The organism is Phycicoccus avicenniae (assembly GCF_018139485.1).
Taxonomy (GTDB): domain Bacteria; phylum Actinomycetota; class Actinomycetes; order Actinomycetales; family Dermatophilaceae; genus Phycicoccus; species Phycicoccus avicenniae.
Genome location: NZ_JAGSNF010000017.1, coordinates 66318 through 80343 on the forward strand (window position 1 = coordinate 66318; position 14026 = coordinate 80343).

Genomic DNA, 14026 nt, shown 5'->3' on the forward strand with positions numbered 1-14026 from the left:
CGTGACCTCTCGTCACGGACCGGGACCCGGCGACCTGCTGGTCGGACGCGGGTGGAAGCGGGGCTTCTCTTGCACACCGCACCCGGTCACGGGCGCGGTCGGTCCCGATCAGGATAGCAGCGGGGCCCGGCGGCGCCGAATCCCGGCTCGCGCCCCGGCCGGTCACCCGATGCGGAAGGCGAGCCCGTCGATCCGCGCCCGCAGCTCGCCGTCGGTCGCGATCCGTTCGCCGACGCGGGTGGCGACCGCCCGGACCTCCTCGGCGGTGAGCCCCGGCCGGAGGGTGAGGGCGAGCCCGAGGACACCCTCACCCGCGGGCTGCCCCTCGGCGAGGTCGTGGGCGAGCACGTCCGGCTCGTCGGCGAGCGCCGCCGCGACGCCGCGGGCGACGACGGGGTCGGTGTGCGCGGGCTCCCACGGCCGCTGCTGTGCCAACGCCCACAGCATCGAGGGTCGCAGCACCCGGGTCGCCGGGCCCGCCACGTCGGCGACGAGCACGTCGCAGCGCTCCTGGACGGCGGCCTGGGCGGCCCGGCTCGGGGTCACGGGCACGGGCCTGGCCTCCGGGTCCCATGCGGCCAGCGAGCCGGTGCCGCTGAACACCGGCAGCGCGCGCCGGCCGTCCGGCGCGACGAGGGTCACGGCGGCCATGTCGACGCTCTTCTCGACCGCGGGGTCTCCGGTGGCGTCGACGCCCGTCGGGTCCGCGACGACGGGGACGACGAACCGGGAGGCCTCGACGGCCCGCATGAGGGCGGTGTCGTCGGGTGCTGCCGCGAGGGCGGTGAGGAGCGCGGGGTCGGCGGCGCCGGTGTCGCCCTCGAAGCCGCCGGCGCCGAGCTCGCGGCGGGCCCAGGGAGTGCCCGCGGAGTCGGCCGGCCCGTCGGGCCCCGTCACGGGCGACCCGCGACGTCGAGCGCCTCGGGCAGGGTGAAGGCGCCGCGGTACAGGGCGGAGCCGACGATCGCGCCCTCGACCCCGTCGCCGACGAGGGCCCGGACCGCGGCGACGTCCTCGAGCGTCGAGATACCGCCGGAGGCGACGACGGGGCGGTCGGTCCGGGCACAGACCTCGCGGAGGAGGTCGACGTTCGGGCCCTTCATCATCCCGTCCTTCGCGACGTCGGTGACGACGTACCGGGCGCAGCCCTCGCCGTCGAGGCGGGCCAGGGTCTCCCAGAGGTCACCGCCCTCGGAGGTCCACCCACGGGCGGCGAGCGTCGTGCCCCGCACGTCGAGGCCCACGGCCACCCGGTCGCCGTGAGCGGCGATGGCGCGGGCGGTCCACGCGGGGTCCTCGAGCGCCGCGGTCCCGACGTTGACCCGCCGGCAGCCCGTGGCGAGGGCGCGGGTGAGGGTCTCCTCGTCGCGGATACCGCCGCTCATCTCGACGTCGATGTCGAGCCGGCCGACGATCTCGGCGAGCAGGTCGGCGTTGCTGCCGCGCCCGAACGCCGCGTCGAGGTCGACGAGGTGCAGCCACTCCGCGCCCTGCTCCTGCCACCGCAGGGCGGCCTCGACCGGGTCACCGAACTCGCCCCCGCTGCCGGCGACGCCCTGGACGAGCTGCACGGCCCTCCCCTCGACGACGTCGACGGCGGGCAGCAGCTCCAGGCGAGGGCTGTCGGGAACGGTCACGGTCGCGGTCCTCCGGGGGTGCGGCGCGGGTCGGGCGACACCAGTCTGCCGTCCGGCCCGACCGGTCCGGGAGCCGGTCCGCGCGTCAGAGCGAGCGCACCCAGTTCTCGAGGAGGGCCAGCCCTGCCTCCCCCGACTTCTCCGGGTGGAACTGGGTCGCGGCGAGCGGCCCGTTCTCGACGGCGGCGACGAACCGCTCGCCGTGGCGGGCCCACGTGACCCCGGGGGCGACGACGGCCATCGCCCCGTCGGCGGGCGGCAGGTCCCACGACCGGGCGGCGTAGGAGTGCACGAAGTAGAACCGCTCGTCCTCGACGCCGGCGAACAGCCGGCTGCCCGCCGGCGGCTCGACCGCGGACCAGCCCATGTGCGGCACGACGGGCGCCTCGAGCCGGGTCACGGTGCCGGGCCACTGGCCGAGGCCGGGCACCGGGGCGCCGCTCGGTTCCGCGGAGCCGTCGAACATCACCTGCATCCCGACGCACACCCCGAGCACGGGACGTCCGCCTGACAGGCGCCGTTCGACGATGCGGGGGCCGTCGGCGGCGGCGAGCCCGGCCATGCACGCGTGGAAGTTCCCGACCCCGGGGACGAACAGCCCCTGCGCGGCGAGCGCGGCGGCCCGGTCCCCGGTGAGCTCGACGTCGGCCCCGACGTGCTCGAGGGCGCGCACGGCGGAGCGGACGTTCCCGCTGCCGTAGTCGAGGACGACGACGGAACGGCTCACGAGGCGTCCCGGGAGGTCGTGCCGGGCGGGCGGCCGTTCCAGGCCGCCTCCCACTCGGCGCGGTGCTGGGCCTCGTCGGCGACGAGCCGGTCGAACATCAGCACCCCCCGGCTCGACGGCTCGACGTCGCTCGCGCCCGTGCAGTCCCGCCCGACGAGCAGCTCGCGTCCGGGCAGGCGCAGGACCCCCACGAGGGTGTCGAGGAGGTCGAGCGGGCTGCCCTCGCCGGTGCGGAGCACGGCCGAGACGTCGGCCGGTCGCACGCCGTCCGGCGACCCGGCGGCGGCGAGGAGCGTCTCGATGCCCAGGCGGTGCAGCGACGGGGTCTCGACGACGCCGTCGTCCGGCTGCCACACGAGCCACAGCTGCGGACGGCGCAGGCCTGCGGGGTGGACGGTGACGGCCGCCCGGCCGTGCACCTCGAAGAGCCCGATCGCGGGACGGGCCCGCCGGGGCACCGGTCGGGCCGCGAGGACCTCGACGGCGACGTCGAAGGGGGCCGCGGTGTGCGCGGTGTCGTGCGCGACGGTGACGCCGGTCCACCCCTCGAGCGGCGCGACGGTCGTCGCGACGAGGCCGGTGCGCAGCCACCGGCCGACGGCACCCGGCGACCGGCGCACGAGCAGCAGCCCGTGCCCCGGTGCGCCGCGACCGTCGGCGGCCACGGGGTTACAGCGCGCCCTTCGCGCTCGGCACGCCCTCGACCCGCGGGTCGCGGGCGACGGCGGCACGCAGGGCCCGGGCGAGAGCCTTGAACTGGGCCTCGACGACGTGGTGCGGGTCGCGGCCGGAGAGGACGCGCACGTGCAGGGCGACCTGGGCGTGGAAGGCGAAGGACTCCAGGACGTGCCGGGTCAGCGAGCCGATGTAGTGCCCGCCGATGAGGGCGTACTCCTGGCCGGCCGGCTCTCCCTCGTGGACGACGTACGGGCGTCCCGCGACGTCGACGACGGCCTGGACGAGCGCCTCGTCGAGCGGCACCGTCGCGTCGCCGAAGCGGGCGATGCCCGACTTGTCGCCGAGCGCCTCGCGGACCGCCTGACCGAGGACGATCGCGACGTCCTCGACGGTGTGGTGCGCGTCGACGTGGGTGTCGCCGTCCGCGCGGACGGTGAGGTCGACGAGCGAGTGCTTCGCGAGGGACAGGAGCATGTGGTCGTAGAAGGGCACCCCGGTCGAGACCTCGCCGCGGCCGCTGCCGTCGAGGTCGACGGTCACCTCGACCGTGCTCTCGGACGTGCCGCGGCGCACGGTGGCGGTGCGGTGGGGCTGGGCGGTGCTCACGAGGCTGCTCCTGCGGTGGACGTGACGAGCGCGGACAGGGCGTCGAGGAAGGCGGTCGTCTCCTCCGGCGTCCCGGCCGTGACACGAAGATAGTGGGGAATGCCGACGTCGCGGACGAGGACGCCCCGGTCGAGCAGGTCCTGCCACGTCGACCGGCTGTCCTCGAGGCCTCCGAAGAGGACGAAGTTCGCGTCGCTGGGTACGGGGTGGAGCCCCAGCGCGGCGAGCCCGCCGACGATCCGGTCGCGCTGGTCCTTGACGACGTCGACGGTGTCGAGCATGCGGTCGGCGTGGGACAGCGCGGCGAGCGCGACCGCCTGCGTCGGGGTCGAGAGGTGGTAGGGCATCCGGACCAGGCGCAGCGCGTCGGCGACAGCGGGGTCGGCGGCGAGGTAGCCCAGCCGGCCGCCGGCGAGCGCGAACGCCTTGCTCATCGTCCGCGTCACGACGAGCCGGGGGCGCCCTGCGAGGAGGGTGAGGGCCGAGGGGGTGCCGGGGCGGGCGAACTCGGCGTAGGCCTCGTCGACGACGACGAGCGCCTCCCCCGCGTCGTGGACGGCCTCGACGACGTCCAGCCCGAGCGCGGTCCCCGTCGGGTTGTTCGGGGAGCAGAGGAAGACGACGTCGGGACGGTGCTCGCGGACCTGCGCGACCGCGGACGCGGCGGTGAGGTCGAAGGCGCCGGGCCCGTCGACGCCGCGCGCCCCGTCGACCCACCTCGTCCCGGTCGTCGTCGTGATGATCGGGTGCATCGAGTAGGCCGGGGTGAACCCGAGGGCGGTCCGCCCGGGCCCGCCGAAGGCCTGGAGCAGGTGGAGGAGGACCTCGTTCGAGCCGTTCCCGGCCCAGACCTGCTCCGGGGCGATCGGCGCGCCGGCCCGCGCCAGGTAGCCGGCGAGCGCCTCCCGCAGCCGGGTGAACTCGCGGTCCGGGTAGCGGTTGAGCCCCCGGGCGGCCTCCTCGACGGCGCGGGTGATCGACGCGACGACGTCGTCGGGGACCGGGTAGGAGTTCTCGTTCGTATTGAGCGCGACCGGCACGTCGAGCTGCGGGGCGCCGTAGGCGGTCCGCCCCCGCAGGTCCGGGCGCAGCATCGACTCGACGGTCTCGCGGGCGTCCATGCGCGGAAGTCTAGGAGGGCGGGGTCAGGCCCCCGGCTCGACGTCCGGGACACGGGCCAGGACGGCCTCGCCGTGGGCCGGCAGGTCCTCGGCACGGGCGAGGGTGACGACGTGCCCGCCGACGTCCCGCAGCGCGGCCTCGTCGTACTCGACGACGTGGATGCCGCGCAGGAAGGACTGCACGGACAGGCCGCTGCTGTGGCACGCGCAGCCCCCCGTCGGCAGGACGTGGTTCGAGCCCGCGCAGTAGTCGCCGAGGCTCACCGGGGCGAACGGCCCGACGAACACCGCCCCGGCGTTGCGCACCCGGGCCGCGACGGCTGCGGCGTCCGCGGTCTGGATCTCGAGGTGCTCGGCGGCGTAGGCGTTGACGACGTCGAGGCCGACCTCCACGTCGTCGACGAGGACGATCGCCGACTGCCGCCCGGACAGGGCCTCTGCGACCCGCTCGGTGTGCTTCGTCGCGGCGACCCGTCGGGCGAGGGCCTCGTCGACGGCGTCGGCGAGGGCCGGGCTGTCGGTGACGAGCACCGCCGCGGCGAGCGGGTCGTGCTCGGCCTGGCTCACGAGGTCGGACGCGACGTGCTCGGCGTCGGCGGTGTCGTCGGCGAGGACGGCGATCTCGGTGGGTCCGGCCTCGGAGTCGATCCCGATGACGCCCATGAGCATCCGCTTCGCGGCGGTGACGTAGACGTTGCCGGGTCCGGTGACGAGCGACGCCGGCTCCCGGACGACCCCGTCCTCCTCGAAGCCGTACGCGAAGGCGGCGACCGCCTGGGCGCCCCCGACGGCCCAGACCTCGTCCACCCCGAGCAGCGCGCAGGCCGCGAGGATCGTCGGGTGCGGCCAGCCGCCGTTGTCGCGCTGCGGCGGGCTCGCGACGACGAGGCTCGGCACGCCGGCCTCCTGGGCGGGGACGACGTTCATGACGACGCTGCTCGGGTAGACCGCCCGTCCGCCGGGGACGTAGAGCCCGACCCGGTCGACCGGGACCCAGCGCTCGGTGACCGTCCCGCCGTCGACGACCCGGGTGCTCGTGTCGGTCCGCCGCTGGTCGCGGTGGACGACCCGCGCCCGGCGGATGGACTCCTCGAGCGCGGCGCGCACGGCCGGGTCGAGGGAGTCGGCGGCGGCCGCGACGACGTCGGCGGGCACCCGCAGCGAGGGGGGCGCGACGCCGTCGAAGCGCTCGGACGCCTCGAGGAGCGCGGCGGCGCCGCGGTCGCGGACGTCCTCGACGACAGGGCGCACGGCCCCGAGCGCGGCCTCGACGTCGAACTCGGCGCGGGGGACGGCGGCGCGCAGCTCGCGCAGCCCCGGCCGCGAGCCGCGCAGGTCGAGCCGCGCGATGACGCGGGAGGTGCTGTCGGTCATGGTCCGCAGTCTAGGTTCGCCCACCGGGCGGTGGACGCGGGCGTCCGGTCAGCCGGCGTCGGCCGCGCCGTCGAGGTCGGGGTCGACCGAGCCGAGGGCCCGCTCGAGGACGTGGAGCAGCGAGCCCTCGGTCCCCGGTGTCGGCTGGTCGCCGAGGAGCTCGGCGGCGCGCCGCGCGACGACGGCCAGCTTGACGTTGCCCCGCTGGGAGTACCGGGTGAGCACCCCGAAGGCGGCGTTCGCGTCGAGGCCGTAGGCGAACATCAGCGCCCCCTTGACCTGCTCGATGGCGGCCCGGTCGGCGGTGGCGGCGGTCACCGCCTCCGCGGCCGCGACACGGGCGGCGACGGACACGTCGAACCCCATGCCGCGCAGTCGCACGGGTCGGCCGCCGGCGTCGAGGACGGGCGCGCCGTCCGGGCCGCGCTCAAGGTCGCCGACGAACGCGATCGAGCGCTCCCGGCCCGCGTCGTCGAGCACCCGGTACTGCCCGGCGAACGGGCCGGGGTCGGCGAGGACCCGGTCCAGCGTGGCGCGCACGCTCTCGACGTCGCCCGGGGCCATCCGCGCGAAGACCAACCGCTCCGCGGGCGTGCCGTCGTCGGTGAGACCGAGCACCCGGTACATGTCGGCGTTCCAGGTCCACTGCCGTGAGGCGAACTCGTAGAACCCCTCGCCGAAGATCGGTGCGGGTCCCTGACCTGCACCTTCCTCGGTCGCTGCGCGGTCGTCGGTCACGCGGGAATGATGCCACGGGCGCGGCAGGAACCTGCCACCGATGTCCGGATCGGCGCACCCGGTCAGGTGCCGTCGCCGTAGAGCTCGTCCTCGAAGGCCGTGCGGGCGCGGCGGGCGACCCGGCGGTAGCGCTCCGCCAGCTCCTGGGAGGTGCCGGCGGGGAACCCCAGCACACGCCCGATGCCGTCGGCGTCCCGGTCGCTCGTCGGGACCGCGTCGACGCCCTTGCCGCGGTAGAGCACCGCCGCGTTCCGCATCGCCGACGCGAGCCGCCACGCCTCCTCGAGCGCCGCGGCGTTCGCCTCCTCCACGAGTCCGAGCCGGGCGGCGGCCCGCAGCGCCTCGAGGGTCGAGGTCGTCCGCAGGTCCGCGTGCTCGTGGGCATGCCGCAGCTGGACGAGCTGCGCCACCCACTCGACGTCCGACAGCCCCCCGTGGCCGAGCTTGAAGTGGGTCTTGCGGTCGGCACCCCGCGGCAGCCGCTCGGACTCCATCCGCGCCTTGAGGGTGCGGATCTCCCGGACCTGTCCGGCGTCGAGACCGCCCTCCGGCCAGCGCAGCGGTGCGACGAGGTCGAGGAACCGCCCGGCGAGGTCCGCGTCGCCTGCGACCGGTGCGGCGCGCAGCAGGGCCTGCGCCTCCCAGACGAGCGACCAGCGCGAGTAGTACTCGCGGTAGGAGGCGAGGGAGCGCACGAGCGGGCCGCTCTTGCCCTCGGGCCGCAGCCCCGCGTCGACCTCGAGCGTCGGGTCCGGCCCGGGGCGGCCGAGGAGGGCGACGAGCCGCCGCACGACCTCCATGGCCTGCTGCTGGGCCTCGACCTCGTCGGCGCCCTCGAGCGGGTCGTGGACGAAGAGGACGTCGGCGTCGCTGCCGTACCCCTGCTCCCGGCCGCCCAGCCGCCCCATCCCGACGACGAGCACCCGCGTGAGCACCTCACCCGAGGCCGCGACCTCGGCGAGGCACTGCTCGAGGGTGACCTCGAGCAGTGCCGAGGTGAGGTCGGTCATCGCCCCGCCGAGCCCCTCGGTGTCCAGGACCCCGGCGAGGTCGGCGACCGCGACGCGGAAGAGCTCCGAGCGACGGATCGTGCGCGCGGCGAGCATCGCGGACTCCGGGTCGTCCTTGCGCCCCGCGGCGGAGCGCATCCGCCGCAGGATCTCCTCCCGCGAGCGCGGCGCGATGCCCTCGGCCGTCCCGAGGAACTGCACGCACTCGGGAGCCTGCTCGAGCAGTCCGGCCGCGTACCGGCTGCGCGCGAGGGTGTGGGCGAGCCGTTCGGCCGCCGACCCCTCGTCCCGGAGCAGCCGCAGGTACCAGTGCGTCGAGCCGAGCTCGTCGCTGATCTTGCGGAAGGCGAGCAGCCCGGCGTCCGGGTCGGCCTCGTCGGCGAACCAGCCGAGCATGACCGGCAGCAGCTGGCGCTGGATCGAGGCCCGTCGGCTGACCCCGTCGGTGAGCGCCTCGAGGTGGCGCAGCGCCCCGGCGGGGTCGCGGAAACCGAGGGCGGACAGCCGCTCCCGGGCGGCCTCCGGGGTGAGCCGGACGTCCTGGTCGGAGAGGCGGGCGACCGCCGAGAGCAGCGGGCGGTAGAAGATCCGTTCGTGCAGCCGTCGGACCTCACGGCGCCGGGCCCGCCACTCCTTGTCGACAGTCTCGGCCGGCGAGGTGCGCAGGCCCATCGCCCGGCCGAGACGCCTCAGGTCGGCGTCCGCCGCGGGCATCAGGTGGGTGCGCCGCAGCCGGGACAGCTGGATCCGGTGCTCCAGGGCCCGCAGGTAGCGGTAGGCGGTGCCGAACGTCGCGGCGTCCTCCCGGCCGATGTACCCGCCGGCGGACAGCGCCCCCAGCGCCTCGAGGGTCGACGGGGAGCGCAGCGACGGGTCGGCCCGGCCGTGGACGAGCTGGAGCAGCTGGACGGAGAACTCGACGTCCCGCAGGCCACCGGCGCCCAGCTTGAGCTGCCGGTCGGCCTCGGCCGCGGGGATGTGGTCCTCGACCCGGCGGCGCATCGCCTGCACGTCGGCGACGAAGTGCTCCCGCGTGGACGCCTGCCACACCATCGGCTGCACCGCCTCGTGGTAGGCCCGGCCGACGTCGGGGTCGCCGGCGACGGGGCGGGCCTTGAGCAGGGCCTGGAACTCCCACGTCTTGGCCCAGCGCTCGTAGTACGCCCGGTGGCTCTCGACGGTGCGCACGAGCGGGCCGTGCTTGCCCTCGGGCCGCAGCGCGGGGTCGACCTGCCACAGCGAGCCGGCCGCGGTGGAGGCCGAGCACAGCCGCATGAGCCGGGTCGCGAGGTCGGTCGCGACGGCGATCGCCTCGTCCTCGGGCACGCCGTCGGCGGGCTCCGCGGCGAAGATGACGTCGACGTCGGAGACGTAGTTGAGCTCGTGGCCGCCCGCCTTGCCCATGGCGACGACGGCGAGCCGGGCCTTGTCGGCGTCCGGCCCGACCTGCGCGCGCGCGATCGTCAGCGCCGCCTCGAGCGCGGCGGCTGCGAGGTCCGCGAGAGCCTCGGCGGTGTCCCAGAGGACCTCGAGCGGGTCGGCGGCGGTGAGGTCGAGCGCCGCGATGCCGAGCAGCTGCTCGCGGTAGCCGACCCGGAGCGCGTCCGCCCCGTCCTCCGGGCCCGCCGCGGTCACCGCCTCGACGAGCCGGCGGGTGCGCTCGGCCGGTTCGAGGGGGGTGGCCCCGGTCGCCGCGGTCCAGTGCTCCGGATGGGCGACGAGGTGGTCGGCGAGGGCGCTGGACCCTCCGAGGACGGCGACGAGCCGGGTCCGCGCCACCGACTCGTCGCGCAGGGCGGCGACGACCTCGGTGCGCATGCCGTCGTGCTCGGCGACCGACTCCATGAAGCGCACGAGCCCGAGCAGCGCCCCGTCGGGGTCGGCGACCCGGGCCAGGGCCTCGCTCAGCCCCCCGGCGTCCACCCGGTCGGGGGACCCGGCGAGGCCCTCGAGCGCGGGGTCGTCGAGCAGCGCGTTCGCCCGGCGTGGGTCGTCGAAGCCCAGCCGGGCGATCGCCGCCGGGACGGACTCGGGGGTACGGGAAGCGACCACGCCCGCCTCAGAGGCTCGGCAGGTAGCGCTCGAGCTCGAAGGCGGTGACCTGGTTGCGGTAGTCCGCCCACTCCGCCCGCTTGTTGCGCAGGAAGAAGTCGAAGGTGTGCTCGCCGAGGGTCTGCGCGAGGAGCTCGCTGTCCTCCATGATCTCGATGGCCTCGAGCAGGCTCGCCGGCATCGACTCGATCCCCATCGCCCGGCGCTCGCCGTCGGTGAGGCTCCACACGTCGTCCTCGGCCTCCGGCGGCAGCTCGTAGCCCTCCTCGACGCCCTTGAGCCCGGCGGCGAGCATCACCGCGAAGGTGAGGTAGGGGTTGCACGCGGCGTCGATGCTGCGGACCTCGACCCGGGTGCTCTGCCCCTTGTCCGGCTTGTACATCGGCACCCGCACGAGCGCCGAGCGGTTGTTGTGCCCCCACGTGAGGTGGGCGGGCGCCTCCCCCCCGCCCCACAGCCGCTTGTAGCTGTTGACGTACTGGTTCGTCACGGCGGCGCACTCGGCACCGTGCCGTAGCAGACCGGCGATGAACTGCCGGCCGACCTTGGACAGCTGGTACGGGGCGCCCGGCTCGTGGAAGGCGTTGGCGTCGCCCTCGAAGAGCGACATGTGGGTGTGCATCCCGGAGCCCGCGTGCTCGGCGAACGGCTTGGGCATGAACGTCGCGTAGATGCCCTGCTCGAGCGCGACCTCCTTGACGACGGTGCGGAAGGTCATGATGTTGTCGGCCGTCGTCAGGGCGTCGGCGTAGCGCAGGTCGATCTCGTTCTGGCCGGGGGCCGCCTCGTGGTGGCTGAACTCGACGGAGATCCCCATCGTCTCGAGCATCGTGATCGCCGCGCGGCGGAAGTCGGCGCTCGAGCCGTGGGGGGTGTGGTCGAAGTAGCCGGAGGTGTCGATCGGCTCGGGGCTCGCCCCGGGGACCCAGCCCTGCTTGAGGAGGAAGAACTCGATCTCGGGGTGGGTGTAGAAGGTGAAGCCCAGGTCGGACGCGCGGCTCAGCGTGCGCTGCAGGACGTGGCGCGGGTCGGCGAGGCTCGGGCTGCCGTCGGGGAGGCGGATGTCGCAGAACATCCGGGCCGTCCCCCCGGTCTCGCCGCGCCACGGCAGGACCTGGAAGGTGCTCGGGTCCGGCTTGGCGAGCATGTCCGCCTCGTAGACCCGGGCGAAGCCCTCGATGACCGACCCGTCGAAGCCGATGCCCTCGGCGAAGGCCCCTTCGAGCTCGGCCGGGGCGACGGCGACGGACTTCAGGGTGCCGAGGACGTCGGTGAACCACAGCCGGACGAACCGGATGTCGCGCTCTTCGATGGTGCGGAGGACGAACTCCTGCTGACGGTCCATGGCGTCCATCCTGCCGCATCGGAGGTGGCCGGCACACGGCCGAGGGGCCCGAGCGCGTCGCGCCCGGGCCCCTCGATCTGGTGCGGCTGAGCCGTCAGTCGGCGAAGGAGATGGAGATGTCCATCTCGGACGCGTTCTTCTTGCTCGTCTTGTCCACCGTGATGGACGTCCCGGACCCGGCGACCTTCGTCGACGCGAGCGGGTTGTCCGCGCTCCAGTAGCGCTCCGGGTCGCTGTCGTCGAAGGTCGGGATGCCCTTCGAGGACGGGACCGTCGTCGGGACACCGTTGCGGTGGAAGGTGACCTCGTCGGTCTTCTCCCGGCCGAAGGTGGCGTCGAACGGCTGGCGGCGGTTGCCGAGCAGCGAGCCGTCGGGGAACGTCACCGGGGCGGGACGGGCGTCGACCGGCAGGACGAGACCCGCACCCGGGTGGGTGATCGTGTTGTTGTCCGAGTACTCACCGTTGGCGAACCACACGAGCATGCCGTTCTGGTACGGGAAGCGCTCGACCCAGTCGGGCCGCGAGTCCGACCAGCCGAAGTTGTACGGCCCGGTCTCCAGCGTCGCGTCGTAGCCGGAGTAGACCCGGTTCTCCGCGAAGTACTGGTCCTGGACCGTCTCGGTCGTCGTGCCGTCGATGATCTGGAAGCCGCCCGCGGCGGTCCACTCACCGGTGCCCGACTCGAGGTCGTTCGTCGTGGTCTCGCCGTCGACCGTCACGGAGACGTCGTCGATGAAGACCTCGCTGCTCACGCCACCGTCGGTCGCGAAGCGGAACCGGAACTGCACGTCCTGGCCCGCGTACTCGTCGAGGTCGAAGGAGACCTCGGTCCAGTCGATGACCGAGCTGGTGTCGTCACCGTCGACCGAGCCGTCGATGCCGTCGCCGACCTGGCTCCACGTGGAGCCGCCGTCGGTCGAGACCTCGCCGTAGAGGTAGTCGTAGTCGATCTCGAGGTCGCCCTCGATCCACGCGCTCACCGAGGCGCTGGAGGCGCCGGTGAGGTCGAGGTCGCGGGTCACGGTCGCCTGGAGGTCGTCGTCGCGGGTGCTCCACAGCTCCGCCTCGCCCGAGTGCGGGGTGTTGCGCTCGGTGACGAGGGTGCGCTCGGGCAGGTTGACGATGACGGCCTGCGGGAGGACGCCGTCGCGCTTGCCCTTCTGCTTCACGACCTTGTCGGCCGGGCCGAGCGTCAGCGAGGTGTCCTCGCCGTACTCGACGGTCTCGTAGTCGAGCCAGCCGAGCTGGAGCTTCTCCCACGGACCCATGTAGCCGGGCGTCGTGCCGATGGCGTCCTCGCCGCGGTTGAGCCAGGAGCCACCCGACATGAGCGTCCAGAACGCGGTGCCGTTGTCGCCACCGGCGGTGTCGTAGAGGTCCGGCAGACCGAGGTCGTGGCCGAACTCGTGCGCGAAGACGCCGAGGCCGCCGTTCTCCGGCTCGGTCGTGTAGTCGCCGATCCAGATGCCGGTGTCGCCGATCTCGATGCCGCCGAGCTTGTTGCCGTCGGGGCCGGCCTGACCGATGAGGTTGCTGTTGACGTACCAGCGGTGGGACCAGATGGCGTCCTCGCCCTGGGCGCCGCCACCGGCCTCCTCGCCCTCCCCGGCGTGGATCGCCTGGAAGTGGTCGATGTACCCGTCGGGCTCGCCGTACGCGCCGTCCTCGGCGGCGTAGCGGCTCACCTTGTCGAACTGCTGGAGGTACTCGCGGATCTCGTCGACGGACTTGCCCTGGGCGACCTGGTCGTCGTACCACGCCTGGGCGGTGTCGTCGATGTAGGCCCAGTAGCCGTCGCTCTGCGGGATCTCGTTCGAGCCGTAGCGCGCCTCGTTGAAGGGCACCTGCACCCAGTCGGAGACGTCACCCTGCGCGAGGAAGCGCCCGTTGGACTGCTTGAGGTAGAAGTCGCGGAAGGACTCGCCCTCGCCGAACATCATGTCCATGTAGTGCTCGCGGTCGAAGTCCTCGAGCCAGTACGTGGAGTTGTCGTCCGTGGCGTCGCCGTCCCAGTCGCGGTCCGGCTCCTCGATCTGGTTGTGCACCGGGCCGGCCTCGCCGCCGGTGCGCTCGTCGACCTGGTCGCCGAAGTCGGTGAGGATCGTGAAGATGTCCTCCTCGCGCTCCACGGGGTAGTCGACGTACTTGGACTTGCCCTTGCCCTTGCCCTTGGCGCCGGGCGCGGCGTCGCTCTTCAGCTCGATGACACGGCGGCCGTCGACGGTCGTCGTCTCGGCCTCGCCGGTGACGAGCTTCTTCACGGCGTCCTCGCGGAGCGCGTTCTGCTTGTCGGCGAGCGGGTTGGGCAGGTTGTCGTGCCGGGCGGTGCTCTGCTCCGGGGTGTCCGGGGCCGGGGGCACCGCCGTGGCGGTGGTAGGCGCGAGCGTCAGGGCGAGGGCGGTGGCCGCCATGCCTGCGACAGCGCTGACCTGTCGTCTCTTCACGAGATCTCCTCCATGGATGGGTCGCTCCGGGTCGTTCGAGGCGGAGCGGGCGCGACGTAACCACACCGGTGTCGTCCGCTGAACCATCCGACCGTCAGGATTCGGTCAAGCGCAGGTCAAGACCGCCCGGACGCGACACCCCCGGCGGTATCGGCCGAACGGCTGATTCCGCACCGTTGCTGGGATCGGCCACCTCGTGGCCGTAAGCGGACATGCCCGGGTCACGATTGGGTAACGTCGATACTCTGACCGCCACATCCGCCACACCCGCCCCACGGCGGACGGGGCCTAC

The 14026-nt window shown here is 74.2% G+C and carries 11 protein-coding genes; all 11 read right to left on the minus strand.

Features of this window, described 5'->3' with window-relative positions:
• Nucleotides 1-162: 162 nt before the first annotated feature.
• The 11 genes from KC207_RS12065 to KC207_RS12115 all read right to left on the minus strand — a co-directional run bounded on the left by KC207_RS12065 (nucleotide 163) and on the right by KC207_RS12115 (nucleotide 13734).
• Nucleotides 163-897, minus strand: a complete 735-nt coding sequence (locus KC207_RS12065; protein ID WP_211603351.1) for an SseB family protein — start codon at nucleotides 895-897, stop codon at nucleotides 163-165.
• Nucleotides 894-1637, minus strand: a complete 744-nt coding sequence (gene priA, locus KC207_RS12070) for a bifunctional 1-(5-phosphoribosyl)-5-((5-phosphoribosylamino)methylideneamino)imidazole-4-carboxamide isomerase/phosphoribosylanthranilate isomerase PriA (protein ID WP_211603352.1) — start codon at nucleotides 1635-1637, stop codon at nucleotides 894-896. Before priA ends, KC207_RS12065 begins: the two co-directional genes overlap by 4 nt.
• An 85-nt stretch (nucleotides 1638-1722) precedes the next feature.
• Nucleotides 1723-2364, minus strand: coding sequence for an imidazole glycerol phosphate synthase subunit HisH (gene hisH / locus KC207_RS12075; protein WP_211603353.1), 642 nt, complete (start codon nucleotides 2362-2364; stop codon nucleotides 1723-1725).
• Nucleotides 2361-3029, minus strand: a complete 669-nt coding sequence (locus KC207_RS12080) for a hypothetical protein (protein WP_211603354.1) — start codon at nucleotides 3027-3029, stop codon at nucleotides 2361-2363. Before KC207_RS12080 ends, hisH begins: the two co-directional genes overlap by 4 nt.
• Before the next feature lie 4 nt (nucleotides 3030-3033).
• Nucleotides 3034-3648 carry an imidazoleglycerol-phosphate dehydratase HisB gene (hisB, locus tag KC207_RS12085; RefSeq protein WP_211603355.1) on the minus strand — a complete coding sequence of 205 codons (615 nt, stop codon included), beginning with the start codon at nucleotides 3646-3648 and terminating at the stop codon, nucleotides 3034-3036.
• Nucleotides 3645-4769: a histidinol-phosphate transaminase gene (locus tag KC207_RS12090; protein ID WP_211603356.1), complete on the minus strand. Its 1125-nt coding sequence runs from the start codon at nucleotides 4767-4769 to the stop codon at nucleotides 3645-3647. Before KC207_RS12090 ends, hisB begins: the two co-directional genes overlap by 4 nt.
• A gap of 24 nt (nucleotides 4770-4793) precedes the next feature.
• Nucleotides 4794-6143, minus strand: a complete 1350-nt coding sequence (hisD, locus tag KC207_RS12095; protein ID WP_211603357.1) for a histidinol dehydrogenase — start codon at nucleotides 6141-6143, stop codon at nucleotides 4794-4796.
• Between the two features lie 48 nt (nucleotides 6144-6191).
• Nucleotides 6192-6881 carry a PAS and ANTAR domain-containing protein gene (locus KC207_RS12100; protein WP_211603358.1) on the minus strand — a complete coding sequence of 230 codons (690 nt, stop codon included), beginning with the start codon at nucleotides 6879-6881 and terminating at the stop codon, nucleotides 6192-6194.
• A gap of 62 nt (nucleotides 6882-6943) precedes the next feature.
• Nucleotides 6944-9943: a bifunctional [glutamine synthetase] adenylyltransferase/[glutamine synthetase]-adenylyl-L-tyrosine phosphorylase gene (locus tag KC207_RS12105; protein WP_211603359.1), complete on the minus strand. Its 3000-nt coding sequence runs from the start codon at nucleotides 9941-9943 to the stop codon at nucleotides 6944-6946.
• 7 nt (nucleotides 9944-9950) lie between these two features.
• On the minus strand, nucleotides 9951-11288 hold the full coding sequence (gene glnA / locus KC207_RS12110) for a type I glutamate--ammonia ligase (RefSeq protein ID WP_211603360.1): 1338 nt from the start codon (nucleotides 11286-11288) through the stop codon (nucleotides 9951-9953).
• 94 nt (nucleotides 11289-11382) lie between these two features.
• Nucleotides 11383-13734 carry an immune inhibitor A domain-containing protein gene (locus tag KC207_RS12115; protein ID WP_249138710.1) on the minus strand — a complete coding sequence of 784 codons (2352 nt, stop codon included), beginning with the start codon at nucleotides 13732-13734 and terminating at the stop codon, nucleotides 11383-11385.
• Nucleotides 13735-14026 lie beyond the last annotated feature (292 nt).